The 25,143-nt window shown below is 66.0% G+C and carries 24 protein-coding genes and 1 tRNA gene; 20 read left to right on the top strand and 5 right to left on the bottom strand.

Going from position 1 to position 25,143, the window contains the following annotated elements; translation table 11 throughout:
• Positions 1–31: 31 nt before the first annotated feature.
• Positions 32–1,300, top strand: a complete 1,269-nt coding sequence (locus O4H32_RS05200) for an aspartate kinase (RefSeq protein ID WP_269357561.1) — start codon at positions 32–34, stop codon at positions 1,298–1,300.
• Between the two features lie 70 nt (positions 1,301–1,370).
• Positions 1,371–1,463: transfer RNA gene (locus O4H32_RS05195), tRNA-Ser, on the top strand.
• A 79-nt stretch (positions 1,464–1,542) separates the two neighbouring features.
• Here the strand turns inward: O4H32_RS05195 and O4H32_RS05190 are convergent.
• Both O4H32_RS05190 and O4H32_RS05185 read right to left on the bottom strand, forming a co-directional pair.
• Positions 1,543–2,493, bottom strand: a complete 951-nt coding sequence (locus tag O4H32_RS05190) for a hypothetical protein (RefSeq protein WP_269357334.1) — start codon at positions 2,491–2,493, stop codon at positions 1,543–1,545.
• A gap of 90 nt (positions 2,494–2,583) precedes the next feature.
• Positions 2,584–3,114, bottom strand: coding sequence for a hypothetical protein (locus O4H32_RS05185; RefSeq protein WP_269357332.1), 531 nt, complete (start codon positions 3,112–3,114; stop codon positions 2,584–2,586).
• Positions 3,115–3,248: 134 nt separating this feature from the next.
• Here O4H32_RS05185 and O4H32_RS05180 point away from each other — a divergent pair, with 134 nt between their 5' ends.
• Complete coding sequence (locus O4H32_RS05180) at positions 3,249–4,163, top strand: ATP adenylyltransferase family protein (RefSeq protein ID WP_269357331.1); 915 nt, start codon at positions 3,249–3,251, stop codon at positions 4,161–4,163.
• Between the two features lie 13 nt (positions 4,164–4,176).
• Here the strand turns inward: O4H32_RS05180 and O4H32_RS05175 are convergent, their stop codons facing one another.
• Positions 4,177–5,406 carry a nucleoside recognition domain-containing protein gene (locus O4H32_RS05175; protein ID WP_269357329.1) on the bottom strand — a complete coding sequence of 410 codons (1,230 nt, stop codon included), beginning with the start codon at positions 5,404–5,406 and terminating at the stop codon, positions 4,177–4,179.
• Positions 5,400–6,560 (bottom strand): alpha-hydroxy acid oxidase, encoded by a 1,161-nt coding sequence (locus tag O4H32_RS05170; protein WP_269357328.1) that lies wholly within the window; start codon positions 6,558–6,560, stop codon positions 5,400–5,402. The genes O4H32_RS05175 and O4H32_RS05170 overlap by 7 nt, the downstream gene beginning before the upstream one ends.
• A gap of 303 nt (positions 6,561–6,863) precedes the next feature.
• Here O4H32_RS05170 and O4H32_RS05165 point away from each other — a divergent pair, with 303 nt between their 5' ends.
• The 17 genes from O4H32_RS05165 (at position 6,864) to O4H32_RS05085 (ending at position 23,981) form a co-directional block, all read left to right on the top strand.
• On the top strand, positions 6,864–8,003 hold the full coding sequence (locus tag O4H32_RS05165; RefSeq protein WP_269357326.1) for a porin: 1,140 nt from the start codon (positions 6,864–6,866) through the stop codon (positions 8,001–8,003).
• Positions 8,004–8,310: 307 nt separating this feature from the next.
• Positions 8,311–8,625: a DUF4148 domain-containing protein gene (locus O4H32_RS05160; RefSeq protein ID WP_269357324.1), complete on the top strand. Its 315-nt coding sequence runs from the start codon at positions 8,311–8,313 to the stop codon at positions 8,623–8,625.
• A 244-nt stretch (positions 8,626–8,869) separates the two neighbouring features.
• Positions 8,870–9,229, top strand: a complete 360-nt coding sequence (locus O4H32_RS05155; protein WP_269357322.1) for an NADH-quinone oxidoreductase subunit A — start codon at positions 8,870–8,872, stop codon at positions 9,227–9,229.
• 14 nt (positions 9,230–9,243) lie between these two features.
• Entirely contained in the window at positions 9,244–9,720 is a 477-nt protein-coding gene (locus O4H32_RS05150; RefSeq protein ID WP_043680684.1) for a NuoB/complex I 20 kDa subunit family protein, read from the top strand.
• A 28-nt stretch (positions 9,721–9,748) separates the two neighbouring features.
• A complete protein-coding gene (locus O4H32_RS05145; protein WP_269357319.1) occupies positions 9,749–10,360 on the top strand; it encodes an NADH-quinone oxidoreductase subunit C in 612 nt (203 codons plus the stop codon).
• A 1-nt stretch (position 10,361) separates the two neighbouring features.
• Positions 10,362–11,615, top strand: coding sequence for an NADH-quinone oxidoreductase subunit D (locus tag O4H32_RS05140; protein ID WP_269357317.1), 1,254 nt, complete (start codon positions 10,362–10,364; stop codon positions 11,613–11,615).
• Positions 11,616–11,643: 28 nt separating this feature from the next.
• Positions 11,644–12,129 carry an NADH-quinone oxidoreductase subunit NuoE gene (gene nuoE, locus O4H32_RS05135; protein WP_269357315.1) on the top strand — a complete coding sequence of 162 codons (486 nt, stop codon included), beginning with the start codon at positions 11,644–11,646 and terminating at the stop codon, positions 12,127–12,129.
• Positions 12,130–12,203: 74 nt separating this feature from the next.
• Positions 12,204–13,493, top strand: a complete 1,290-nt coding sequence (nuoF, locus tag O4H32_RS05130) for an NADH-quinone oxidoreductase subunit NuoF (protein WP_407932620.1) — start codon at positions 12,204–12,206, stop codon at positions 13,491–13,493.
• Positions 13,494–13,507: 14 nt separating this feature from the next.
• Entirely contained in the window at positions 13,508–15,838 is a 2,331-nt protein-coding gene (gene nuoG / locus O4H32_RS05125) for an NADH-quinone oxidoreductase subunit NuoG (RefSeq protein WP_269357311.1), read from the top strand.
• Positions 15,838–16,911, top strand: coding sequence for an NADH-quinone oxidoreductase subunit NuoH (gene nuoH / locus O4H32_RS05120; protein WP_269357309.1), 1,074 nt, complete (start codon positions 15,838–15,840; stop codon positions 16,909–16,911). The genes nuoG and nuoH overlap by 1 nt, the downstream gene beginning before the upstream one ends.
• Positions 16,912–16,921: 10 nt before the next feature.
• The gene (nuoI, locus tag O4H32_RS05115) at positions 16,922–17,410 is read left to right on the top strand and encodes an NADH-quinone oxidoreductase subunit NuoI (RefSeq protein ID WP_269357307.1); all 489 of its coding nucleotides are present in this window, start codon (positions 16,922–16,924) and stop codon (positions 17,408–17,410) included.
• A 16-nt stretch (positions 17,411–17,426) separates the two neighbouring features.
• Complete coding sequence (locus tag O4H32_RS05110) at positions 17,427–18,053, top strand: NADH-quinone oxidoreductase subunit J (protein ID WP_269357305.1); 627 nt, start codon at positions 17,427–17,429, stop codon at positions 18,051–18,053.
• Positions 18,050–18,358, top strand: coding sequence for an NADH-quinone oxidoreductase subunit NuoK (nuoK, locus tag O4H32_RS05105; protein WP_269357303.1), 309 nt, complete (start codon positions 18,050–18,052; stop codon positions 18,356–18,358). The genes O4H32_RS05110 and nuoK overlap by 4 nt, the downstream gene beginning before the upstream one ends.
• Positions 18,359–18,365: 7 nt before the next feature.
• On the top strand, positions 18,366–20,444 hold the full coding sequence (nuoL, locus tag O4H32_RS05100) for an NADH-quinone oxidoreductase subunit L (protein WP_269357302.1): 2,079 nt from the start codon (positions 18,366–18,368) through the stop codon (positions 20,442–20,444).
• Positions 20,441–21,943 carry an NADH-quinone oxidoreductase subunit M gene (locus tag O4H32_RS05095; RefSeq protein WP_269357559.1) on the top strand — a complete coding sequence of 501 codons (1,503 nt, stop codon included), beginning with the start codon at positions 20,441–20,443 and terminating at the stop codon, positions 21,941–21,943. Before nuoL ends, O4H32_RS05095 begins: the two co-directional genes overlap by 4 nt.
• A 12-nt stretch (positions 21,944–21,955) precedes the next feature.
• On the top strand, positions 21,956–23,440 hold the full coding sequence (nuoN, locus tag O4H32_RS05090; protein WP_269357300.1) for an NADH-quinone oxidoreductase subunit NuoN: 1,485 nt from the start codon (positions 21,956–21,958) through the stop codon (positions 23,438–23,440).
• Between the two features lie 16 nt (positions 23,441–23,456).
• The gene (locus O4H32_RS05085) at positions 23,457–23,981 is read left to right on the top strand and encodes a DUF2818 family protein (RefSeq protein ID WP_269357298.1); all 525 of its coding nucleotides are present in this window, start codon (positions 23,457–23,459) and stop codon (positions 23,979–23,981) included.
• 13 nt (positions 23,982–23,994) lie between these two features.
• On the opposite strand, the gene O4H32_RS05080 is transcribed toward O4H32_RS05085, so the two are convergent.
• Complete coding sequence (locus O4H32_RS05080) at positions 23,995–25,074, bottom strand: alpha-hydroxy acid oxidase (protein ID WP_269357296.1); 1,080 nt, start codon at positions 25,072–25,074, stop codon at positions 23,995–23,997.
• Positions 25,075–25,143: the final 69 nt, after the last annotated feature.

The raw sequence follows: 25,143 nt of genomic DNA, 5'->3' as shown, positions 1-25,143 counted from the left end.
ACGGCATGCCCGGGCTTCACTCCTTGTCAACATCATGCTAATCGTCCAGAAATACGGCGGCACCTCGATGGGCTCCGTCGAACGCATTCAAAATGTCGCGCGGCGGGTCGCAAAATGGCATGCCGCCGGCCACCAGGTCGTCGTCGTGCCCTCGGCCATGTCCGGCGAGACCAACCGCCTGCTGGGCCTGGCCAAGGAAATCTCCCCCCAGCCCGATCCGCGCGAACTCGACATGCTGGCCGCGACCGGTGAACAGGCCAGCAGCGCGCTGCTGGCCATCGCCCTGATGCGCCAGGGGGTGTCCGCCCGCAGCTACGCCGGCTGGCAGGTTCCTGTGCGCACCGACAGCGCCTACACCAAGGCCCGCATCCGCTCCATCGACGACACCCGGGTCCGGGCCGACCTCGAGTCGGGCCGCGTGGTCATCATCACCGGCTTCCAGGGCATCGACGACGATGGCCACATCACCACGCTGGGGCGGGGCGGTTCGGACACCTCGGCCGTGGCGGTCGCCGCCGCCATGGGCGCCGACGAATGCCTCATCTTCACCGATGTGGACGGCGTCTACACCACCGATCCGCGCGTCGTGCCCGAAGCGCGCCGCATGAACGTCATTTCCTTCGAGGAAATGCTGGAAATGGCCTCGCTCGGCTCCAAGGTCCTGCAGATCCGCTCCGTTGAATTCGCCGGCAAATACCAGGTGCCGTTGCGGGTCCTGTCCTCGCTGACCGACCCCATGATCCCGGTCGAAGAGGAAATGCACTCGGGCACGCTCATCACTTTCGAGGAAGACCAGAAAATGGAAACCGCCGTTGTCTCCGGCATCGCCTTCAGCCGCGACGAAGCCAAAGTCACCCTGCGCAACGTCCCCGACACCCCGGGCGTGGCCTATTCGATCCTGGGCCCCGTGGCCGCGGCCAACATCGACGTGGACATGATCCTGCAAAACATCTCCCAGCAGGGCATGACCGACTTCTCCTTCACGGTCAACCGCAACGACTTCGCGCGCACCCTGGACCTGCTGAAAAATCAGATCGGCCCGGCCGTGGGCGCCGGTGACGTCGTCTCCGACGACAAGGTCGCCAAGGTCTCCATCGTCGGCATCGGCATGCGCAGCCACGTCGGCGTCGCCAGCCTCATGTTCCGCACCCTGGCCGAAGAAGGCATCAACATCCAGATGATCAGCACTTCGGAAATCAAGACGTCCGTGCTCATCAACGACAAATACATGGAATTGGCCGTGCGCGCCCTGCACAAGGCCTTCGAGCTGGACCAGGAGTCCGTCCGGACCGAGGTCTGACGGTCGCGCCGGGCATGGCGCCGGGCTTGCCTGCGCCTTCCGGTTCCTGTGCTAGAATGCCGGTCTTGCTGGAGACGTGGCCGAGTGGTTGAAGGTACTCCCCTGCTAAGGGAGCATGCGGCTTATACCCGCATCGAGGGTTCGAATCCCTCCGTCTCCGCCAGCAAAAGCCAAAGGCCTTGACATTGTCAAGGCCTTTGTCGTTCTGGCGGCGGAGGCCGGTGTGGGGATCGTCCGGCCGCTCAGGCCAGGTTCAGCATCTGTCCATCCGACTGGCCGGACGAGGGCGCCGCCGTTTCGGGCGCTTGTCCGGTCCGGGCGATGACCGCCGCCTGATTCTGCCGGATTTCATAACGGCTCCAGAAGTGCTCCAGGTCGCCCGGATCGTTCAGGTCGTAGACCCGGTTCTGCTGCCCGCACACGATATAGAGTCCGTTGCCGCCGGTCATGTTCACCACATTCATGGCATGCGAAAACGGCCGGCCCTTGACCGGCATGCTGATGCAGCCACGCGAGCCTTCGCCGATCGCTTCGGTCAGTTCGCGAATGAACGCGCCCTGGTCCTCGAGGGCGAGGCCCGGGTGCTGATTTATCAGCGCCTCGAATGCCCCGCGCCGCCCTTCGGCCACCTGGTGCAACCGGGGCGTGTCCGGACCGCGGCCCTGGGGCGTGAACTGGGCCAGGGTCTGATCCACCGCCCTGGCGCAGTGGACGCAGTTCTGATTCAGCACCAGCGTGGGTTTTTTCAGGCTGATGAGATCCGTGAGGATGTTCAGCAAGTTCTTGAAGCTGAACCACGTGCGCTGCGGGTTCGTGTTCCTGGCCACGAACTGCAGGAAATCCTTGGGGTTGGCGTTCAGGTCCCTCTCGGCGCGCAGGCCAAGCTCGTCATTCAGCCGCGCGTCGTCTGGCAGGAAGGTCGTCTTCGTCCCGGCGGGGGTGCTTTCCCGCGCATCCTGGCTGATCAGCATGTCGAACGAGTCTTCCGTTTCGATCAGCTCGAACTCGTCGGGGGAAACCTCCTGGCCTGAGGACACCTTGGGGGAAGCAGGCCCGTACAAGTCGACGAAATCTTCCAGGTCCGCATCCCCGGACTGGTTCTGTACCTTCCCGGAAGGCGCGTCCGTGCGCGAAAAATCGTCTTGCATGGGAACGCGGTGCGTCGTGCCGCCTTGAATGGGTGGGGTGCTCAATGTTGACTCCTGATCCGAGGGTGGTTCGGCTCATGTGTGGCGGATCGCATCGAACGGGTTCCACGCACGCCCCGGACCTGGCGTCCGGCCCTAGTTTCTGGGGAACACGTCTTCGCGGTCGTACATCGGATCCGGCCCCGGGTGGAATTTCGTCACCTGGCGGCCGTCGGGGCCCATGAACACGTACATCAGCGAATTCCAGACGTGATCCTGCTTGTAACGGTAGCTCCAGACGATCTGGCGCACATTGGGCAGGCCGGCCGTGTCGATGATGGCGGGCGGCCCGAATTCGCAGCGCACCTGGTCCGCCGTCCATTCGCCTTGCTTCAGGGCCTGGAAATGCGCATCGGTCAGAATGGGTTCGACGCCCTGGACGCGGCCCTGCGCATCCACCGTGGCGCCCCAGGCGTATTGCCCCAGGGGCTGGCGCGACCAGACGACGCGGTTGCGGCCCTGGCGATCGACGCATTGCAGCGTGGGCGCGCCGAATCGCGCGGTCACCTGGGACAGCGGCGTGCCGGGCGGGGTGGCGGCGATATTGGCGCAGCCCCCCAGCCAGAGGCTCGCGCCCGCTGCCAGGGCTCTCCGGATCCAGATCCGCATGTGTGAGCAGGAAAACATGAAACGCCCCCATAGGTGGTTTTCATCCCCCGATCGGGCATCTTTGACGGCGAGCCCCTACAATCGGGAAAATTCGCCGTCGGGGCTCGCCGGTATGGCCGGTGGAACCCGGACCGCCCATGCGGGGGAGGAATATGCATTCTAACTTCATGGACAGCGTGCGCGCGCGCAGCGACCTGGCCATCGCATCGGGCGACCTGAAGCCCATCGTGGCCGAACAGGTCGTCATCGAAGACCGGGGGTTGCCGTTCATCGTTCGCCGGGTGGCCGCCCTGGCCGCCAAAGACGCGGCAAAGCGGAATGCCCCGCCGGATGCGTCCGTTGACAGCCAGGCCGTCACCTTGCCGGGCGGGCCGCGCGATCCGGACTTCAACCCCTTTCTGTCGCCCGATCCCGCCCTGCTCGTCGGACCGGTGGGGGAACACCATGCGGCCATCCTCAACAAGTTCCCCGTCTGCAGGCATCACCTGGTGCTGGCCCGGCGGGCGTTCTCGGAGCAGCGCTCGCCGCTGGAGGACGTTGACTTCCAGGCCTTGGCTTTCCTGTTGTCGCGGGAAGGCGGCTTGGGTTTTTACAACGGGGGCGCCGCCGCGGGCGCCAGTCAGCGGCACAAGCACGTGCAGTGGATCCCCGATGCGCCGGACAACGCCTCGCTGCGCGTCCTGGGAGCCGGCTTGCCGGTGAACCAGGCGCAGGGGGCCATCGTGCGCCATCCCGCGCTGGACCTGGCCCATTGTTTCGTGCGCGTGGACGCCGGCCTGGGCGCCGATGCGGGGGCCAGCGCCCGGGCCATGATGATCGCATTTGGCCAGGCCTGCGCCGCACTAGAACTGCGGCCCGGACCGGACGGCTTGCTGCCGCCCTGCAACATGCTGGTGGGCGACGGCTGGATGCTGGTGCTGCCCCGCAGCCGGGAGCACTTCCAGGGCGTGTCCCTGAATGCCCTGTCCTTCGGCGGTGCCCTCTATGTGCGCGATCAGGTCCAGATCGACGCCATCCGCACCGCCGGCCCCTTGCGGGCGCTGGCCAGCGTCGGAGTGCCGGGTTAGGGCGGGGGCATCGTCAGCCGAAGAACCAGTAGCACACGCCGATCGAGGCCAGCACGCCCGCCACGTCCGCCAGCAGCGCGCAGCCCAAGGCGTGGCGCGCGCGCTGGATGCCGACCGCGCCGAAATACACGGCCAGCACGTAGAAAGTCGTCTCGGTGCTGCCCTGGACGGTGGCGGCCAGCAGGGCGGCGAAGCTGTCCGGCCCCGAGTGTTGCATGGTCTCGATCATCAGGGCGCGCGCCGCGCTGCCGGAAAACGGCTTGACCAGGGCGGTCGGCAGGGCGTCGACGAAACGGGCGTCCAGGCCGCCCGCGTGCGCCAGCCAGCGGATGCCGTCCAGCAGCACGTCCAGCGCTCCGGAGGCGCGCAGCACCCCCACCGCGCACAGCATGGCCACCAGATAGGGCAGCAGGCCCTTGCAGACGTCGAAGCCGTCCCTGGCACCCTCGATGAAGCGCTCGTAGACCGGAATCCGCTTCCAGGCGCCGGCGACCAGAAAGGCGATCAGGATGCCGAACAGGACCAGGTTGCCCATCAGCGAGGACAGGGCGGCCACGGCGGCGGCGCTCATGGAGGCCAGCAACGCCATGAAACCGCCCAGCAGCAACGCGCCGCCGCCCAGCCAGGCCAGGACCACGGGATCGTGCAGCCGCAGCCGCTGCATGAAGGCCACCGACAGCAGTCCCGCCAGCGTCGAGGCCGCGGTCGCCAGCAGGATCGGCAGGAACACCAGCGTCGGATCGGTCGCGCCTTGCTGCGCCCGGTACATGAAGATCGTCACCGGCAGCAGCGTCAGCGACGAGGAATTGAGCACCAGGAACAGGATCTGCGCGTTGCTGGCGGATCGGGGTTCCGGATTCAGCGTCTGCAGCGCGTGCATGGCCCGCAGGCCGATGGGCGTGGCGGCGTTGTCCAGTCCCAGCGCGTTGGCGGCGAAGTTCAGCGTGATCAGGCCCAGGGCCGGATGTCCGGCCGGCACTTCCGGCATTAGGCGCCGGAACAGCGGACCCAGCAGCCGGGCCAGGCCAGCCACCAGTCCCGCCGATTCGGCGATCTTCAGGAAGCCCATCCACAGCGTCAGCGTGCCGAACAGCAGCAGCATCAGCTTGACCGACAGGTCCGCCATGTCGAACAGGCTGGCGATCAGGCGGGCGAACACTTCGGGATCGCCCTGCACGAGCCATTGGAACAGCGCGGCCGCCGCCGCGACGAGGAAGAATCCGAGCCAGAGGAGGTTCAGCATGCGGCTTCCGGATTCACCAGCACGCGCCGGTCCACGTCCTGGACGCGCGTGCGGCCGCAGAAGGCCATGGTCACGTCCAGTTCGTTGGCCATCAATTCCAGGCAGCGCAGTACCCCGGCTTCGCCGTAGGCGGCCAGGGCGTACAGGAAAGCGCGGCCGATCAGCACGCCGCGCGCGCCCAGCGCCAGGGCGCGCAGCGTGTCCTGGCCACTGCGCACGCCGCCGTCCATCAGCACTTCGATGCGGTCGCCCACGGCCTGCGCGATGGCGGGCAGGGCGGCGATCGACGACGGCGCGCCGTCCAGCTGGCGCCCGCCGTGGTTCGAGACCACCAGCGCGTCCGCCCCGGCGTCCACCGCGCGTCGGGCGTCCTGGGTGTCCAGGATCCCTTTGACGACCAATTTTCCGCCCCAGCGTTCCTTGATCCAGGCCAGGTCGTCCCAGTTCAACGTGGCGTCGAACTGTTCCGCCGTCCAGGACGCCAGGGAACGCATGTCCGCCACGCCTTTGGCGTGCCCGACGATGTTGCCGAACGCGCGCCGGGGCGTGCGCGCCATCTCCAGGCACCATTGCGGCTTGAGCGCCAGGTTCGCCAGATTCGCCAGCGTCGGGCGCGGCGGCGTGGAAAGCCCGTTCTTGATGTCCTTGTGCCGCTGCCCCATCACCTGCAGGTCCAGCGTCACCATCAGGGCCGAACAGCGCGCCGCGCGGGCGCGGTCGATCAGCCGGCCGATGAACTCCCGGTCGCGCATCACATACAGCTGGAACCAGAATGGCCGGCTGGTGCGGGCGGCCACGTCCTCGATCGAGCAGATGCTCATGGTCGACAACGTGAACGGCACACCGAAGCGTTCCGCCGCCCGGGCGGCCAGGATCTCGCCGTCGGCGCGCTGCATGCCCGTCAGCCCGGTCGGTGCCAGGGCCAGCGGCATCGCCACGTCCTCGCCCAGCAGGCGCGCCCGCAGGCTGCGTCGGGCGATGTCCACCGCCACGCGCTGGCGGAACTTCAGCGCCTGCAGGTCGGCTTCATTGGCGCGGTAGGTGGATTCCGTCCAGGACCCGGAGTCCATGTAGTCGTAGAACATGCGCGGCACGCGCCGCCGCGCGACGCGGCGAAAGTCCTCGACGCAGGTGATCTTGTTCAGTGCGGGCAAACGGGACTCCGGAAGGCAGTGGCAATGGCCGTGATGATACGATGCCTTGCGCGGTTTGAATCCAATCCCCACGCCCGGATACAGCGCCCGGGTAATCCCCGGTCATGGGCAAGGGCGTCCGGGCCGATGTTGCGGGCATGCAACGACTTCCCGGGAAACTGGCCGTTTTGCCCCGTCCGACATGGCATTCATCCCGGATTTTTGATGCAATACCTACAACTTCCCATCGCGGAGTTGGAAGAGCAGCGGCACAGGTTGTTGTTGGCCTGCTCTGATTCACACAAATCTACGGAGATTTCTTACATGAAAAAGACTCTGCTCGCCGCCGCTCTGCTGGCTGGTTTCGCTACCGCCGGCGTTGCTCAAGCGGAAACGTCCGTGACGCTGTACGGCATTCTGGACACCGGCTACGGCTACCAGAACTACAAGTACGACCACAATGGCGCTGACGCCACCGCCAAGTCCTCGGGTCTGCGTGACGGCACCTTCAACGGCAACCGTTTCGGCCTGAAGGGCTCCGAAGATCTGGGTGACGGCCTGCGCGCCATCTTCCAACTGGAGCAAGGCTTCAACCTGGGTAACGGCGAAGCTGCCAGCACCCGTGCTTTCCATCGCCAAGCCTTCGTGGGTCTGTCCAGCGACAACTGGGGTACCTTCACGATGGGCCGCCAGTACTCCGCCGGCGTGGACACCTTCCTGGTGCCCAATGGCGTGAACCTGGGTGATGCCGACAAGGTCTTCGGCTCCACCGGTCTGGGCGAAGGCACCCGCGTCGACAACTCCTTCAAGTACGTGACGCCTGACATGTCCGGCTTCAAGGGTATCTTGATGTACGGTACCGACAACGACGGCGGCACCACCGTGGGTCGCAACACCAATGGTTCGTCCTTCGCCAACCGCGGTGCCCGCGTGTCCGTCGGCGCCCTGTACGCCAACGGCCCGATCGGCGTCGGCGCCAGCTACGACCGTCAAAGCCAGACGTCCAACGACGCCACTGGTGTCGAGCGCAGCGCTGCGACCTCCTGGCAGATCAACGGCTCCTACGACTTCGAAGTCGTGAAGCTGGGTCTGGCCTACGGTCAAGACCGTCACGGCAAGCTGGGCTGGAACGGCGCCGCCAACGGGATCACCGGCATCCCCGGCACGATCAACACCGCCACCCTGTTCGACGACTTCAAGTCCAACAACTACCACGTCGGCCTGAGCGCCCCGATCGGTGCCGGCACCCTGTATGCTGGCTGGAACTACTCCACGTCCAACCTGGACAACAGCGACAAGCTGGGCGACTCCGCCGGCAGCATCAGCACCTACCAGCTGAACTACGTCTACCCGCTGTCCAAGCGCACCAGCCTGTACACCTACGCGTCCTATGCCAAGAACATCGGCTACATCAAGGACCTGAAGGGTACCGAAGCCGGCGTCGGCGTGAACCACAAGTTCTAATCGTCTCGCGTGGCTTGTCCACGCTGACGATGCGGCCCGGCTTGCCGGGCCGTCACGAACGGCGGGGGCTTCGGCCTCCGATAAAAAAGCCACCCCTCGGGGTGGCTTTTTTTATCCAGGCCAGTCGGTCGCGTGCCGGTTGTGACAGCTGATTATCTCCAAAAATGGAAAAATGAATTCACTGTGGCCTGGTTTATCTCAGCAAAGCAAAAGCGCACACTGTTTCCAACAGAGCAGGGCATGGCCCTCCCGGCCGAAAGCCGGTGACATCCTGCTTCGTCACATACCTGAACTGAAGGAAACCATCATGAAAGTCACGACCGCCGCCTCCATCGCCTTGTTGTTCCTGGGGCTCGCCTCCGCCGGCATCGCCCGGGCCGACCAGGCCAACTATCCTGAAATCGTCACGCCCAGCACGCAATCCCGCGCGGAGGTCGTCCAGGCGCTGCGTGTGGCCCAATCCCAGGGCCTGGTCGTCGCGGGCGAACAAAGCGACTATCCCGCATCGCAGGCCGAAGGCCGGGCCTTGTCCCGCGCGCAGGTCCTGAACGAACTCAAGCAAGCCAGGAGCGCTGGCCTGCTGACCGTCGGGGATGGTGCCCAATACCCCGGCGTCCTGTAGCCGCCGCTCTGATCCAGTCCGGTGGAAAGCGCCTGCCGCGCATCTCGCGCGGCAGGCGCTTTTGTTTGGCGCGCGGCGGGTGCGGGACGCTTCGGCTCCCTCGTGGTTTCAGGTGTCTGAAAGGTCTTCTGTGATCTTCTGAATTCTTGATCTCGAATATGTTTCCACCCCGGGTTTTCCCGGCGATCGGGCTTGTCGAAATGCTACAATCCCGTGGTTTGATCTTTTGGAACAGGGGCCACACATGAATCTGGCACAGTACTTTCCCGTGCTGCTTTTCATCATCGTCGCCACGCTGATCGGTGCGGCCCTGCTGGGCGCGGGCCGTCTGCTGGGCAGGAACGTGCCGGACGCCGAAAAGCTGTCGGCCTACGAATGCGGCTTCGAGACCTTCGGCGACTCGCGCATGAAGTTCGACGTGCGCTATTACCTCGTGGCCATCCTGTTCATCATGTTCGACCTGGAAATCGCCTTCCTGTTCCCCTGGGCCATGGCCAATGGCGTGGTGGGCATGACGGGCTTCTGGGCGGTCGCCATCTTCCTGGGCGTGCTGACGGTCGGCTTCATCTACGAATGGCGGCGCGGCGCGCTGGACTGGGAATAAAGGGGGGGTTCATCATGGCTATCGAAGGTGTCATGGACAAAGGCTTCATCACCACCAGCGCGGACAAGTTCCTGAACTGGGCAAAGACGGGCTCGCTGTGGCCCATGACGTTCGGCCTGGCCTGTTGCGCGGTCGAGATGATGCACGCCGGCGCGGCGCGCTACGACCTGGACCAGTTCGGCATCATCTTCCGTCCCAGCCCGCGCCAGTCCGACCTGATGATCGTGGCCGGCACGCTGTGCAACAAGATGGCCCCGGCCCTGCGCAAGGTCTACGATCAGATGCCCGAACCCCGCTGGGTGGTGTCCATGGGCTCCTGTGCCAACGGCGGCGGCTATTACCACTATTCCTATTCCGTGGTGCGCGGCTGCGACCGCATCGTGCCGGTGGACGTCTACGTGCCGGGCTGTCCGCCCACGGCGGAAGCCCTGGTCTACGGCCTGCTCCAGATGCAGAACAAGATCCGCCTGACCAACACCATCGCCCGCTAGGCGCCGTCCAACCGCTGACACACACGCTATGACACGGCTACAGACTTTAGACACCAATCTGCGCGCGGTCCTGGGGGCCTCGGCCGAATTGACCGAGGACCGGGGCGAACTCACGCTGCGGGTGCCCGCCGACGCCTGGGTGGATACCTGTCGCGTGCTGCGCGACCACGCCAGCCTGCGCTTCGAGACCTGCGTCGACCTCTGCGGGGTCGATTATTCCGCCTGGAAGGCGCCCACTTTCGACGCCGGCGGCGCGCATCCCCAGCGATTCGCCGTGGTAATCCACCTGCTGTCGGTGACGCACAACTGGCGCCTGCGGGTGCGGGCCTACGCGCCGGACGACGCCTTCCCGGTGATCGCCTCGCTGGTGGACATCTGGCCCTCGGTCAACTGGTACGAACGCGAAGCCTTCGATCTGTACGGCGTCGTCTTCGAAGGCCACCCCGACCTGCGCCGCATCCTGACGGACTACGGCTTCATCGGCCACCCGTTCCGCAAGGATTTCCCGATTTCCGGGCACGTGGAAATGCGCTACGACCCCGAACAGAAGCGCGTCGTCTACCAGCCCGTCACGATCGAACCGCGCGAGATCACGCCGCGCGTCGTGCGCGAAGACCACTACGGCATTGAACGGTACTGACATGGCAGAAATCCAGAACTACAACCTGAACTTCGGCCCGCAGCACCCGGCCGCGCACGGGGTGTTGCGCCTGGTGCTCGAACTGGACGGCGAAGTCGTCCAGCGCGCCGACCCGCACATCGGCCTGCTGCACCGCGCCACTGAAAAACTGGCCGAAACCCGTACCTTCCTGCAGACGCTGCCCTACATGGACCGTCTGGACTATGTGTCCATGATGTGCAACGAGCATGCCTACTGCATGGCCGTGGAAAAGCTGCTGGGTATCGAAATCCCGTTGCGCGCGCAGTACATCCGCGTCATGTTCGACGAGATCACGCGCATCCTGAACCACCTGATGTCGCTCGGTTCGCACGCGCTGGACGTGGGCGCCATGGCGGTGTTCCTGTACGCCTTCCGCGAACGCGAGGACCTGATGGACTGCTACGAGGCGGTCTCGGGCGCGCGCATGCACGCGGCCTACTACCGTCCGGGCGGGGTGTACCGCGACCTGCCCGACACCATGCCGCAGTACAAGGGCTCCAAATACCGTTCCGACAAGGAACTGCGCGCGATGAACGAATCGCGTTCCGGCTCCCTGCTGGATTTCATCGAGGACTTCACCAACCGCTTCCCGGCCTGTGTGGACGAATACGAGGTCCTGCTGACCGACAACCGCATCTGGAAACAGCGCCTGGTGGACGTCGGCGTGGTGTCGCCCGAACGCGCGCTGGCGCTGGGTTTCACCGGACCCATGCTGCGTGGTTCCGGCATCGAATGGGACCTGCGCAAGCACCAGCCCTACGAAGTCTACGACCGCCTGGATTTCGACATTCCCGTGGGCAAGAACGGCGACTGCTACGACCGCTATCTGTGCCGCATCGCGGAAATGCGCGAATCCAACCGCATCATCCGGCAGTGCGTGGAATGGCTGCGCAACAATCCCGGCCCGGTCATCACCGGCAACCACAAGGTCGCCCCGCCCACGCGCGAACGCATGAAGACCGGCATGGAAGACCTGATCCACCACTTCAAGCTCTTCACCGAGGGCATGCACGTTCCGGAAGGCGAAGCCTACGCCGCGGTCGAGCACCCCAAGGGCGAGTTCGGCATCTATCTGGTGTCCGACGGGGCCAACAAACCCTACCGCCTGAAGATCCGCGCGCCGGGCTTTGCCCACCTGCACTCACTGGAAGAAATGTCCAAGGGCCACATGATCGCCGACGTGGTCACCATCATCGGGACCCAGGACATCGTGTTCGGCGAGATCGATCGCTAGCCGCGCGGACATCACAGGGAATCTGATTATGCTGCTTTCCGAACAAGCCTACCGGGATATCGACCGGGAAATCGCCAAGTACCCGGCGGACCAGAAGCAGTCCGCCGTGATGGCGGCGCTGACGATCGCCCAGGGCGAACAGGGCTGGGTGTCGCCGGACGTGATCCGCGACGTGGCCGCCTACCTGGGCATGCCGCCGGTCGCGGTCCAGGAAGTCGCGACTTTCTACAACATGTACAACACCAAGCCGGTGGGCCGCTACACGCTGACCATCTGCACCAATCTGCCCTGTGCGCTCCAGGGCGGCACGCAGGCGGCCGAGCATCTCAAGCGCACCCTGGGCATCGACTTCCACGAGACCACGCCGGACGGCCTGTTCACCCTGATCGAAGGCGAATGCATGGGCGCTTGCGGCGATGCGCCCGTGATGCTGGCCAACGGCAAGCACATGTGCTGCCGCATGCAACCGGAAAAAATCGACGCCCTGATCGGTGAACTGAAGGAATCCGCATGAGCGCTCTGGACGTACTGCAGAAATTCTCCACGGACGCGTTCGCGCCCGATCTGGGCGGCGATCCCGCCCGCAGCATGATCTTCCATGGTCGCCACATCCAGCCGCAGATCCTGGCCGATCTGGACGGGCACAACTGGGGCATCCGCGACTACATGGCGCGCGGCGGCTACGAGGCCCTGAAAAAAGTCCTGTCGGGCATGACGGCCGACGACGTGATCGCCGAACTGAAGGCGTCGAACCTGCGCGGCCGCGGCGGCGCGGGCTTCCCGACGGGCCTGAAGTGGTCCTTCATGCCGCGCAACATCCCCGGCCAGAAATACGTCGTCTGCAATTCGGACGAGGGCGAACCCGGCACCTTCAAGGACCGCGACATCCTGCGCTACAACCCGCACGCCGTGATCGAAGGCATGATCATCGGCGGCTTCGCGATGGGCGCCTCGGTGGGGTACAACTACATCCACGGCGAAATCTTCCAGATCCACCAGCGCTTTGAACAGGCCCTGGAAGAAGCCCGCGAAGCCGGCTTCCTGGGGGACAACATCCTGGGCTCGGGCTTCAACTTCCAGTTGCACTCGCACCACGGTTTCGGCGCCTACATCTGCGGCGAAGAAACCGCGCTGCTGGAATCCCTGGAAGGCAAGAAAGGCCAGCCGCGCTTCAAGCCTCCGTTCCCGGCCAGCTTCGGCCTGTACGGCAAGCCCACCACGATCAACAACACGGAAACCTTCGCGGCCGTGCCCTGGGTGATCCGCATGGGCGCCCAGGCCTACGCCGAACTGGGCATCGAAAAGGCGGGTGGCACCAAGATCTTCTCGATCTCCGGCGACGTCGAGCGACCCGGCAACTATGAAATCCCGTTGGGCACGCCGTTCGCCACGCTGCTGGAGCTGGCGGGCGGGGTCAAGGGCGGCCGCAAGCTCAAGGCCGTGATCCCCGGGGGTTCTTCCGCCCCCGTGCTGCCGGCCGACATCATGATGCAGACCAACATGGACTATGACTCCATCGCCAAGGCCGGCTCCATGCTGGGTTCGGGCGCGGTCATCGTCATGGACGAGACCCGCTGCATGGTGAAATCGCTCATGCGCCTGTCGTATTTCTACTTCGAGGAATCCTGCGGCCAGTGCACGCCCTGCCGCGAGGGCACCGGCTGGCTGTACCGCATGATGAACCGCATGGAACACGGCCAGGGCACGATGGAGGACATCGAGACCCTGGATTCCGTGGCGCACAACATGATGGGACGCACGATCTGCGCCCTGGCCGACGCGGCCGCCATGCCCGTGCGCAGCTTCATCAAGCATTTCCGCGACGAATTCGTGCACCACGTGGACCATAAGGACTGCGTGGTTGCCAAGTATCTGTAGGGTCAGGACACGCCATGGTAGAACTCACCATCGACGGGCTTAAGGTCGAAGCCGCAGAAGGCAGCATGGTCATCCAGGCCGCCCACGCGGCGGGCCTGTACATCCCCCATTTCTGCTATCACAAAAAGCTCAGCATCGCGGCCAACTGCCGCATGTGCCTGGTCGAAGTCGAAAAGGCCCCCAAGGCCCTGCCGGCCTGTGCCACGCCGGTCACCAACGGCATGGTGGTGCACACCCGCTCGCCCAAGGCCGTCGACGCCCAGCGCGCGGTCATGGAATTCCTGCTGATCAACCACCCGCTCGACTGCCCGGTCTGCGACCAGGGTGGCGAATGCCAGCTGCAGGACCTGGCCGTGGGCTACGGCGAATCGGCCTCGCGGTACAAGGAACCCAAGCGCGTGGTCTTCCACAAGCCCATGGGCCCGCTGATCTCCGCCGAACAGATGCAGCGCTGCATCCACTGCACCCGCTGCGTGCGCGTGGGCCAGGAAATCAGCGGCTACATGGAAATCGGCATGCTGAACCGGGGCGAATTCTCCGAAATCACCACGTTCGTGGGCGAGGCCGTGGAATCCGAACTCTCGGGCAACATGATCGACGTCTGCCCGGTCGGCGCACTGTTGTCCAAGCCCTTCAGCATGAATGCCCGCACCTGGGAACTGGCCCGCCGCCGTTCGGTCAGTCCGCACGACAGCGTGGGCGCCAACCTGGTGGTGCAGACCAAGCTGGACCGCGTGCTGCGCGTGGTGCCGTTCGAAAACGAACCGGTCAACGAATGCTGGATCAGCGACCGCGACCGCTTTTCCTACGCCGGGCTGTATTCCGATGACCGCCTGCAGCACCCGATGGTGCGCGGCTGCGACGGCCAATGGCACGAGGCTTCCTGGTCCGACGCCTTGCAGTCCGTGGTCACCGGCCTGAAGCAGGTGCGCGAGGATGGCGGCGGCGCCCAGATCGGCGCGCTCGCCACCGAGACCGCCACGCTGGAAGAACTCGCCTTGCTGGCGCGCCTGACGCGCGCCCTGGGTTCGGACAACGTGGACTTCCGCCTGCGCGGGGACGGTGCGGCCTTCGACGCGGTGCGCTCCGGCGCGCCCTGGCTGGGCATGCCGATCGCCGATCTGAACACGCTGGATCGCGCGCTGGTGGTGGGATCCTTCCTGCGCAAGGACCATCCTCTGATGGCGCAACGTCTGCGCCAGGCGGCCAAGCGCGGCATGCAGCTTTCCCTGGTGGACAGCGTCGCCGCCGATCCCCTGGTGCCGGTCGCCGGCCGTCTGACGGTCAAGCCCTCGGCCCTGGTGTCGGCCCTGGCCGAGATCGCCGTCGCCCTGGCCGCACTGAAATCCCAGCCTGCGCCCGAGGGTCTGTCCGGCGTCCAGCCGGGCGAATCCGCGCGCGCCATCGCCGCCAGCCTCGCTTCCGGCGAACAGGTGGCGGTGCTGATGGGCAATCTGGCCCTGGCCGACGACCAGGCCGCGCAACTGGCGGCCAACGCCCAGGCCATCGCCCGACTGGCGGGCGGACGCTTCGGTTTCCTGACGCCCGGCGGCAATACCGTGGGCGGCTACCTGGCGGGCGCCGTGCCCGCCGAAGGCGGCCTGGATGCCCGGCGCATGCTGGGCGGCGAACCGCTCAAGGCCTATCTGGTGCTGCACGCCGAACCGCGCCTGGACAGCGAGCTGGGCGAACGCGCTGTGCGCGCGCTGCAGGGTTCGGCCATGGCGGTGGCCTTCACGGCCTTCCGCTCGGCGGCCGAGGACTGGGCCGACGTGATGCTGCCGATCGCGCCGTTCACCGAAACGTCCGGCACCTTCGTCAATGCCGAGGGCCGTGTGCAGAGTTTCAAGGGCGTGGCCGCTCCGGTGGGCGACACCCGTCCGGCCTGGAAGGTCTTGCGCGTGTTGGGCAACCTGATGGACCTGCAGGGTTTCGACGACGAGACGTCCGAATCGGTGCGCGACACGGTCATGGCGGGGGGGCTGGACGGCCGCCTGTCCAACGAAATCCGCCTGGCGCCGGCCGCGACGGCTGCGGCCGCCGGTCTGGAGCGTGTGGCCGAGCTGCCCATCTACCGCACTGACGCCCTGGTGCGACGTTCGCAGCCGCTGCAGGAGCACATCAATTCCGCGCCGCCGCGCGCGGCGATGAACGCCGCCACGCTGCAGGCGCAGGGCCTGTCGGCCGGCGACCCGGTGCGTGTGTCCACGGCCCACGGCTCGGTCGAACTGGAGGCCGCCCTGGACGATACGGTGGCCGACGGGACCGTGCGCATCGCCGGGGCCTTTGAACAGACCGCCGCCTTGGGCATGGGCTCGGGCGCAATCCAGGTGGAGCGTCGCTAATGGACTGGTTGAACACCCTCAACGCCTTCGGCACGGGCCTCATCGGCGAGACCCCCTGGCTGGTGGTCTGGACGCTGCTGAAGATCGTCGTCATCGCCGTGCCCATCATCCTGTGCGTGGCGTACCTGACGTACTGGGAACGCAAGATGATCGGCGCCATGCACGTGCGCCTGGGCCCCACCCGGGTGGGCTACCGCGGCCTGCTGCAGCCCTTCGCCGACGTGTTCAAGCTGCTGACCAAGGAACTGATCGTTCCGTCCAAGGCCAACCGCGTGCTGTACGTGCTGGCCCCGGTGGTCACGCTGATGCCGGCGCTGGCGGCCTGGGCGGTGATCCCGTTCCAGCCGGAGGTCGTCCTGGCCGACGTCAACGCGGGCCTGCTGTTCATCCTGGCCATCACCTCGGTCGAGGTCTACGGCGTCATCATGGCCGGCTGGGCGTCGAACTCGAAATACGCGCTTCTGGGCGCGCTGCGCGCCTCGGCGCAGATGGTGTCCTACGAACTGGGCATCGGCTTCGTCATGGTGACGGTGCTGCTGGTGTCGGGCACGCTGAACCTGTCGGGCATCGTCGAGGGCCAGAACGTCGGCCATTTCGCCGGCATGGGCCTGAACTTCCTGTCCTGGAACTGGCTGCCGCTGCTGCCGCTGTTCGTGATCTACGTCGTGTCCTCGGTGGCGGAAACCAATCGCCACCCCTTCGACGTGGTCGAAGGTGAATCGGAAATCGTGGCCGGCCACATGGTGGAATATTCCGGCATGGGCTTCGCGCTGTTCTTCCTGGGCGAATACGCCAACATGATCCTGCTGTCGGCGATGGCTTCGATCATGTTCCTGGGCGGCTGGGCCGCGCCGCTGGACTTCGCGCCTTTCACCTGGGTGCCGGGCTGGCTGTGGCTGGGGATCAAGACTTTCGTGGTGGTGTCCATGTTCATCTGGTTCCGCGCGACGTTTCCGCGCTACCGCTACGACCAGATCATGCGCTTGGGCTGGAAGGTCTTCATTCCCCTGACGGGGATCTGGCTGGTGGTGGTGGCGATCTGGATGCAGACGCCCTGGAACATCTGGCAGTAAGGGGTACGAGATGGAAGCGATCAAGGATTTCTTCGGCAGCCTGATGCTGAAGGAAATGCTCGAAGGCATGCGCCTGACGGGCAAATACTTCTTCAAGCGCAAGATCACGCTGCGCTATCCGATGGAAAAGACGCCGGCTTCGCCGCGGTTCCGCGGCCTGCACGCGCAGCGCCGCTACGCCAACGGCGAGGAACGCTGCATCGCCTGCAAGCTGTGCGAAGCCGTCTGCCCGGCCCTGGCCATCACGATCGAATCGCACCAGCGCGAGGACGGCACGCGCCGCACCACGCGCTACGACATCGACCTGGCCAAGTGCATCTTCTGCGGCTTCTGCGAAGAGGCCTGTCCCACGGACGCCATCGTGGAGACCCACCTGCACGAATACCACGGTGAAAAGCGCGGCGACCTGTACTACACCAAGGACATGCTGCTGGCCGTGGGCGACCGCTACGAGTCGGAGATCGCGGCCCGCCGCGCCGCCGACGCGCCCTACCGTTGATGCCGGGAACCCGACCATGAGTTTCGATACCGTTCTGTTCTACCTGCTGGCCATCGTGCTGGTCGTGGCGGCGTTCCGCGTCATCACGGCCACCAGCCCCGTGACCGGCGTGCTGCACCTGATCCTGACCTTCTTCACCGCCTCCATGATGTGGATGCTGATCCAGGCCGAATTCCTGTCCCTGGTGCTGGTGATCGTCTACGTCGGCGCCGTGATGGTGCTGTTCCTGTTCGTCGTCATGATGCTCGACATGCGCACCGAGGGCCTGAAGCAGGGCCTGAAGGTCTACCTGCCGCTGGGCCTGACCATCGGCGGGGTCATGGTGCTGGAGATGGCCTTCGTGGTGCTGCGTTCCTGGGGCGACGCCCCCGCGCTGCCGGTCCCGGCCGACGATTTCGACAATACCCTGGCCCTGGGCACGGCGATGTACACCCAGTACGCCTACGCCGTCGAGATCGGCGGGGTGGTGCTGCTGGTGGGGATGATCTGCGCCATCGCCCTGACCATGCGCAAGCGCTCCGACTACAAGCGCACCGATCCCGGCAAGCAGGTGCGCGTGCGCGCCGCCGACCGGGTGCGCCTGGTGAGCATGCCCGCGCAGGTCGAGACGCCCGACGCGCAATCCGAAGGAGCCCAAAAATGACCATAGGCCTGAGCCACTACCTGATCGTCGGGGCGATCCTGTTCGCCATGGGCGTGTTCGGCTTCTTCCTGAACCGCCGCAACCTGATCGTGCTGCTGATGTCGATCGAACTGATCCTGCTCGCGGCCAACATGAATTTCGTCGCCTTCTCGATTGGCTCCGGCGATCCGGCCGGGCAGATCTTCGTGTTTTTCGTGCTGACCGTGGCCGCGGCCGAGGCGGCCATCGGCCTGGCCATCCTGGTGCTGCTGTTCCGTAATCTCAGCACCATCAACGTCGACAAGCTCGACCAGCTGAAGGGGTAGTCCAGCCATGTCCGCACAGAATCTGTATCTCCTGATCGCCCTGGCGCCGCTGGCCACCGCCGTGGTCGCCGGCCTCTTCGGCACGGGCTTTCTCGGGTCGTGGCTGGGCCGCCGGGGCTCGCACGTACTGACCATCCTGGGGGTGGCGGTCTCTTTCGCCGGTTCGCTGCTGGTGCTGCAGCAGGTGCTCGATGGCCAGACCTTCGAGGGCACGGTCTACACCTGGTCCATGATCGGCTCGGTCAAGTTCGAGATCGGTTTCCTGATCGATCCGCTGACGGCGTTGATGATGGTGGTGGTGACCTCGGTGTCGCTGATGGTGCACATCTACACCATCGGCTACATGTCCGACGATCCGGGCTACCAGCGCTTCTTCTCGTACATCTCGTTGTTCACCTTCTCCATGCTGATGCTGGTGATGTCGAACAATATGCTGCAGCTGTTCTTCGGCTGGGAAGCCGTGGGCCTGGTGTCCTACCTGCTGATCGGCTTCTACTACGGCCGTCCGTCGGCGGTGTTCGCCAACCTGAAGGCCTTCATGGTGAACCGCGTGGGCGACTTCGGCTTCGTGCTGGGCATCGGCCTGCTGTACGCCTACACCGGCACCCTGAACTACGCGGAAGTCTTCGCCCAGGTCGGCCGGCTGTCCGGCCTGCTGTTCCCGGGCACCGAATGGCACCTGCTGACCGTGGCCAGCCTGGCGCTGTTCGTCGGCGCGATGGGCAAGTCCGCCCAGGCGCCGCTGCACGTCTGGCTGCCCGACTCCATGGAAGGCCCGACGCCGATTTCCGCCCTGATCCACGCCGCCACCATGGTGACGGCCGGGATCTTCATGGTCGCCCGCTTTTCGCCCGTGTTCGAAATGTCGCCCACGGCGCTGTCGGTCATCATCGTGATCGGCGCCTTCGGCGCACTGTTCCTGGGCATCCTCGGGGTGGTGCAGAACGACATCAAGCGCGTGGTGGCTTATTCCACGCTGTCGCAGCTGGGCTACATGACGGTGGCGCTGGGCGCCTCGGCCTACCCGGTGGCGATCTTCCACCTGATGACGCACGCCTTCTTCAAGGCGCTGCTGTTCCTGGGCGCGGGCTCGGTGATCCTGGGCATGCACCACGACCAGGACATGCGTCACATGGGCGGCCTGCGCAAATACATGCCGATCACCTGGATCACCATGCTGATCGGCACGCTGGCCCTGGTGGGCACGCCGTTCTTCTCGGGTTTCTATTCCAAGGAACACATCATCGAGGCCGCCGGCGCGGCCAACGTCTGGGGTGCGAGCTTCGCCTATTACGCGACGCTGTGCGGCGTGTTCGTGACCTCGCTGTATTCATTCCGCCTGTACTTCCTGGTCTTCCACGGCAAGGAGCGCTTCGACACCGTGCACGGCCCGGCCCACGTCCATCATGACGAAGGCCGCACCCTGGCGGCCCACGGCCACGACGCGCATGGCCACGACGGCCACGCGCACGGCGATCACGGCCACGACGCCCACCACGGCGGCGGCCTGCCCAAGGAATCGCCCTGGGTGGTGACGCTGCCGCTGGTGCTGCTGGCGGTGATGTCGGTGGTGGCCGGGGTCTGGTTCATCGACCCGTTGCTGTTCGACGGCTATTTCGGCAAGGCCATCACGGTCGCTTCCCATCATCCGGCCATGGCCGAGCTGGCCCACGAGTGGCACGGCTGGGTGGCTTTCGCGCTGCACGGTTTCACCTCGGTGCCGTTCCTGCTGCTGCTGGCCGGTTTCGTGGTCGCCTGGTACTGCTGGCTGGTGAATCCGTCGGTGCCCGCGGCGTTCGCCCGCGGCCTGGCGCCGGTCTACCGCCTGCTGGACAACAAGTACTACTTCGACTGGTTCAATGAAAACGTCATCGCCCGCTTCGCGCGCGCCCTCGGGCGCGGCCTGTGGCAGGGCGGCGACCGCGGCCTCATCGACGGCCTGATCATCAACGGCAGCGCGCGCCTGGTGGGGGCCGCGGCCGCCACGGCCCGCCTGCTGCAGTCCGGCTACATCTATCACTACGCCTTCGCCATGATCATCGGCATCATGGTGTTTCTCACTTTCTTCGTCTTGATGGTTCACTGATGGCTAGCGAAATGGCGTCCTCTACACTCCCCTGGCTGACCCTCTCGATCTTCGTCCCGATCTTCTTCGGGCTGCTGGTGCTGCTGATCGGCCGGGACGACAATCCGGGACCGGCGCGGGTGCTGTCGCTGGTCGGCTCCATCGCCGGGCTGCTGGTGACCATTCCCCTGTACACCGGCTTCAACCCGGACACGGCCGACATGCAGTTCGTCGAGAAGACGCCGTGGATCGAGGCCTTCAATCTCAACTACCACCTGGGGATCGACGGCATCTCGGTGTGGTTCGTGCTGCTGACGGCCTTCATCACCATCATCGTGGTGCTGGCCGGCTGGGAAATCATCAAGTCGCGCGTGGCCCAGTACATGGCCGCGTTCCTGATCCTGTCGGGCCTGATGATCGGGGTGTTCTGCGCGCTGGACGGCATGCTGTTCTACGTGTTCTTCGAGGCCACCCTGATCCCGATGTACATCATCATCGGCGCCTGGGGCGGTCCGAACCGCGTGTACGCGGCCTTCAAGTTCTTCCTCTACACGCTGATGGGTTCGCTGCTGACCCTGATCGCGTTCATCTACCTGTGGCACGCCTCGGGCGGTTCCTTCGACATCGCCACCTGGCACAAACTGCCCCTCAGTTACACCGAACAGGTCTTCATCTTCGTGGCGCTGCTGGCGGCCTTCGCGGTCAAGGTGCCGATGTGGCCGGTGCACACCTGGCTGCCCGACGCCCACGTCGAGGCCCCCACGGGCGGTTCCATCGTGCTGGCGGCCATCATGCTGAAACTCGGCGCCTACGGCTTCCTGCGCTTCTCGCTGCCGATCGCGCCGGACGCGTCGCACAGCCTGGCCGGGCTGATGATCGCGCTGTCGCTGATCGCGGTGATCTACATCGGCCTGGTCGCCATCGTCCAGGACGACATGAAGAAGCTCGTGGCGTATTCGTCCGTGGCGCACATGGGCTTCGTGACCCTGGGCTTCTTCCTGTTCAACGTCACCGGCCTGGAAGGCGCCATCGTCCAGATGATCTCGCACGGCTTCGTGTCGGGCGCCATGTTCATGTGCATCGGCGTCATGTACGACCGGCTGCACACGCGCCGCATCGACGCCTACGGCGGGGTGGTGCACCGCATGCCGCGCTTCGTCACGTTCTTCGTGCTGTTTTCCATGGCCAACGCGGGCCTGCCGGGCACCAGCGGCTTCATCGGCGAATTCACGGTGATTCTGGGCGCGGTGCAGTACGACTTCTGGATCGGCCTGCTGGCCGCCTCGGCGCTGATCTGGGGCGCGGGCTATTCGCTGTGGATGGTCAAGCGCGTGGCCTTCGGCCCGGTGGCCAACGAACAGGTGGACGGCATGTCCGACCTGTGCAGCCGCGAGTTCCTGATCCTGGGCCTGCTGGCCATCCTGACGCTGTTCATGGGCATCTATCCGAAGCCCTTCACGGACTTGATGCATCCCTCGGTGCAAGCCTTGTTGCAGCACGTGTCCATCTCGAAACTGTAGGCCTGAACCACTATGCAAAATCTTTTCGACTTCGCGCTGGCGACTCCCGAGATCGTTCTGCTGGTGCTGACCGGGGCGGTGCTGCTGATCGACGCCTTCGGCAACGAGCCCACGCGGCGCATGACTTTCATGCTGACCATGGGCACGCTGCTGGTGACCATCCTGGTGTCCTGGGGGCAGTGGGGCGAGGCCACGCAGGGCCGTACCTTCAGCGGCCTGTACGTGGCCGATCCGCTGGGCCATTTCCTGAAGATCCTGTCGGCCATCGCCGTCGGCGTGACGCTCATCTACGGCCGTGCCTACGCCGAAAAGCGCGACATGGTGGCGCGCGGCGGCGAAATGTATTCCCTGGCGCTGCTGACCCTGCTGGGCGTGTTCGTGATGATCTCGGCCGGCAGCATGCTGACGGTGTACCTGGGTGTGGAGCTGATGTCCTTCGCCCTGTACGGCCTGGTGGCGCTGCGCCGCGATCACCTGGCCTCCACCGAGGCCGCGATGAAATATTACGTGCTGGGCTGCCTGGCCTCGGGCATCTTGCTCTACGGCATGTCGATGATCTACGGCGCCACCGGCCAGTTGGGCCTGGTGGAGATCGCCCAGGTGATCCGCGACGGCGGCGCCGACCGCATGCCGCTGGTGTTCGGTGTGGTGTTCATCGTCTCGGGCCTGGCCTTCAAGATGACGGCCGCGCCTTTCCATATGTGGACGCCCGACGTCTACCAGGGCGCGCCGACCACGGTCACGCTGCTGGTGGGTTCGGCCCCCAAGTTCGCCGCCTTCGTCATCACGCTGCGCCTGCTGATCGAAGCCCTGCATGGCATCGCGGTGGACTGGCAGCCCATGCTGCTGATCCTGGCCGTGTTGTCGCTGGCCGTGGGCAACATCGTCGCCATCGCCCAGACCAACTTCAAGCGCATGCTGGCCTACTCGACCATCGGCCAGATGGGCTTCGTGTTCCTGGGCCTGATGTCGGGCGTGTACGAAGGCCAGGCCGGCGCCAGCGCGGCGGCTTACGGTTCCTCGCTGTTCTACGTGGTCATCTACGTGCTGACCACGCTGTCCACCTTCGGCCTGATCCTGCTGCTCTCGCGCCAGGGCTTCGAATGCGAGGAAATCACCGACCTGAAGGGCCTGAACCGTCGCAACCCGCTGCTGGCCGGCGTGCTGCTGCTGTCCATGTTCTCGCTGGCGGGCATTCCGCCGCTGTCGGGCTTCTACGCCAAGCTGGTTGTGCTGCAGGCCGTGGTCGGCGCCGGCCACATCTGGCTGGCCGTGTTCGCGGTGATGTGCTCGCTGATCGGTGCCTTCTACTACCTGCGCGTGGTGAAGACGGCCTACTTCGACGAACCGGAGGACGCCGTCACGCTGGGCGCCGGCACGCTGGCCACACGCGGCGTGATGTCGCTCAACGGCCTGCTGGTGATCGGCCTGGGGATTCTGCCGGGCGGCCTGATGTCCCTGTGTGTGGACGTCATCCGACAGTCGCTCACCTTCTGATCGGGGCGGGCACCTCATGTCCCTGACGGCGGCGGTCTGGATCGTCATACTCTGTGCCCTGGTCATGGCCAACCTGCCGTTCCTGCTGGAACGGCGGCTGGCACCCTGGCCCTGGGGCCCGAAGGGCGGCGCGCTGCCCGGCCTGGTGCGCTGGGGCCTGGGGCTTGTGTTCCTGGCCGGCCTGGCCCTGTGGTCCTGGGGAACGTTGACGCTGGTGGGCGGGGCGTTTGCCGGCGGCGGCGCGACGACGGCGCTGTTCCTGCTGAAGCTGCTGGCGAGCCTGCTGGTCGCCGGACTGCTGCTGGCGCTGCCGGGCCGGCTGGGCGGCGAGGCGGGCAACAGGAAGTCCTTCTTCGACCGTCTGCTCGAAGTCCTGGTGGGCTATGTGCTGGTCGGCACCCTGGGCTTCGCCCTGGAGCTGAACCTGGGCAATGCCTTCCCCCAGCGGTGGGAATTCTATGCCGTGACCCTGGCCCTGTTCCTGGTGCTGGGCTATCCCGGTTTCGTCTGGCGCTACATGATGCGCCGCCGTCCGCGCTGATCCCGGCGCGACATCAATAGAGCACGCCCGCGTCCACGTCGGCCGGCGTGCGGCGGCCTGTCAGGGCCATCGCCACTTCCAGTTCCCCGCGCAACACCTGGATCAGGTGCGCCAGGGCGGGCGCGCCGCCCGCCGCCAGCGCGTGCAGTACGGGCCGCCCGATCAGGACGCCCCGGGCGCCCAGCGCCAGCGCCTTGAGGATGTCCGTGCCGCGCCGGATGCCGCCGTCCGCCAGAATGGGGACGCGGCCCGCCACGGCCCGGACAACGGCGGGCAGGGCGTCGCAGGTGGACGGCAGGGTGTCCAGGCAGCGGCCGCCGTGGTTGGAGACGATCAGACCGTCGATGCCATGCGCCAGGGCGAGGCATGCGTCCTCCGGATCCAGGATGCCCTTGAGCCACAGGGGGGTGCCGGCGGGCAGCCGGTCGCGCAGCCAGGCGACGTCGTCCCAGGTGGGCGCCGCGTCCAGCAGGCCGCTGTCGAACAGGGGCCCGCCACCCGGCGGCGCCGGCCGGGCGGCGGGCGGCGACAGGCCGTCCAGGTGGACGGAGCGGATCGTGTCCGGCAGGCGGAAACCGCTGCGCTGTTCGGCGTTGCGCACGCCGTTCACGGGCGCGTCCACGGTCAGGACCAGGGCGAGGGCGCCGGCCCGCAGGGCGCGGGTCGCCAAGGCCAGGGTGTCTTCGCGACGGACCTGGGCATAGAGCTGGAACCACAACGGGGGCGGTTCGGGCAGGGCGGCCAGGGTCTCGATGGCCGTGCCCGATTGCGCGCTCAGGACGTAGGGTGTGCCGGTCGCGGCGGCGGCCAGGGCGGTGGCGGTCTCGCCGTCCTGGTGAACCAGGCCGTGCCAGGCGGTGGGCGCGATCAGGATCGGATGCGCCAGGCGCTGGCCGTGCAGGTCGATGCGCGTATGGGCGCCGGCCAGCGGTCGCAGCACGCGGCCGCGCAGCCGCAGGGCCGGCCATGCGTCGAGATTGGCGCGGGCCGTGCGTTCGTCCGCGCCGCCGGATTCCAGCCACGCCCAGACCGCCGGGTCCAGGCGCGCGCGGGCCCGTTCGGCATAGTCCTGGGCGCAGAGGGGAGCGTTCATGGGCGGGGCACCGGAGTCGTCGAGTCAGGCCTGCAGAATGCCACAGAGTCGCCGGGGACGGGCAGCCTG

This window comes from Castellaniella denitrificans (genome assembly GCF_027214045.1).
GTDB classification, from domain to species: Bacteria; Pseudomonadota; Gammaproteobacteria; order Burkholderiales; family Burkholderiaceae_B; genus Castellaniella; species Castellaniella denitrificans_A.
The sequence above is the reverse complement of the archived record's forward strand: the minus strand, read 5'-3'. Positions and strand labels throughout refer to the sequence as shown.

Coding starts and splice junctions, on each gene's coding strand:
- O4H32_RS05175 (WP_269357329.1), bottom strand. CDS start 5,406: ATGCTGAACCTCCTCTGGCTCGGATTCTTCCTCGTCGCGGCGGCGGCC.
- O4H32_RS05160 (WP_269357324.1), top strand. CDS start 8,311: ATGAAAGTCACGACCGCCGCCTCCATCGCCTTGTTGTTCCTGGGGCTC.
- O4H32_RS05110 (WP_269357305.1), top strand. CDS start 17,427: ATGAGTTTCGATACCGTTCTGTTCTACCTGCTGGCCATCGTGCTGGTC.
- nuoN (WP_269357300.1), top strand. CDS start 21,956: ATGCAAAATCTTTTCGACTTCGCGCTGGCGACTCCCGAGATCGTTCTG.
- O4H32_RS05180 (WP_269357331.1), top strand. CDS start 3,249: ATGCATTCTAACTTCATGGACAGCGTGCGCGCGCGCAGCGACCTGGCC.
- O4H32_RS05155 (WP_269357322.1), top strand. CDS start 8,870: ATGAATCTGGCACAGTACTTTCCCGTGCTGCTTTTCATCATCGTCGCC.
- O4H32_RS05150 (WP_043680684.1), top strand. CDS start 9,244: ATGGCTATCGAAGGTGTCATGGACAAAGGCTTCATCACCACCAGCGCG.
- O4H32_RS05165 (WP_269357326.1), top strand. CDS start 6,864: ATGAAAAAGACTCTGCTCGCCGCCGCTCTGCTGGCTGGTTTCGCTACC.
- nuoH (WP_269357309.1), top strand. CDS start 15,838: ATGGACTGGTTGAACACCCTCAACGCCTTCGGCACGGGCCTCATCGGC.
- nuoI (WP_269357307.1), top strand. CDS start 16,922: ATGGAAGCGATCAAGGATTTCTTCGGCAGCCTGATGCTGAAGGAAATG.
- O4H32_RS05145 (WP_269357319.1), top strand. CDS start 9,749: ATGACACGGCTACAGACTTTAGACACCAATCTGCGCGCGGTCCTGGGG.
- nuoG (WP_269357311.1), top strand. CDS start 13,508: ATGGTAGAACTCACCATCGACGGGCTTAAGGTCGAAGCCGCAGAAGGC.
- O4H32_RS05140 (WP_269357317.1), top strand. CDS start 10,362: ATGGCAGAAATCCAGAACTACAACCTGAACTTCGGCCCGCAGCACCCG.
- nuoL (WP_269357302.1), top strand. CDS start 18,366: ATGTCCGCACAGAATCTGTATCTCCTGATCGCCCTGGCGCCGCTGGCC.
- nuoF (WP_407932620.1), top strand. CDS start 12,204: ATGATCTTCCATGGTCGCCACATCCAGCCGCAGATCCTGGCCGATCTG.
- nuoK (WP_269357303.1), top strand. CDS start 18,050: ATGACCATAGGCCTGAGCCACTACCTGATCGTCGGGGCGATCCTGTTC.
- O4H32_RS05185 (WP_269357332.1), bottom strand. CDS start 3,114: ATGTTTTCCTGCTCACACATGCGGATCTGGATCCGGAGAGCCCTGGCA.
- O4H32_RS05085 (WP_269357298.1), top strand. CDS start 23,457: ATGTCCCTGACGGCGGCGGTCTGGATCGTCATACTCTGTGCCCTGGTC.
- O4H32_RS05080 (WP_269357296.1), bottom strand. CDS start 25,074: ATGAACGCTCCCCTCTGCGCCCAGGACTATGCCGAACGGGCCCGCGCG.
- nuoE (WP_269357315.1), top strand. CDS start 11,644: ATGCTGCTTTCCGAACAAGCCTACCGGGATATCGACCGGGAAATCGCC.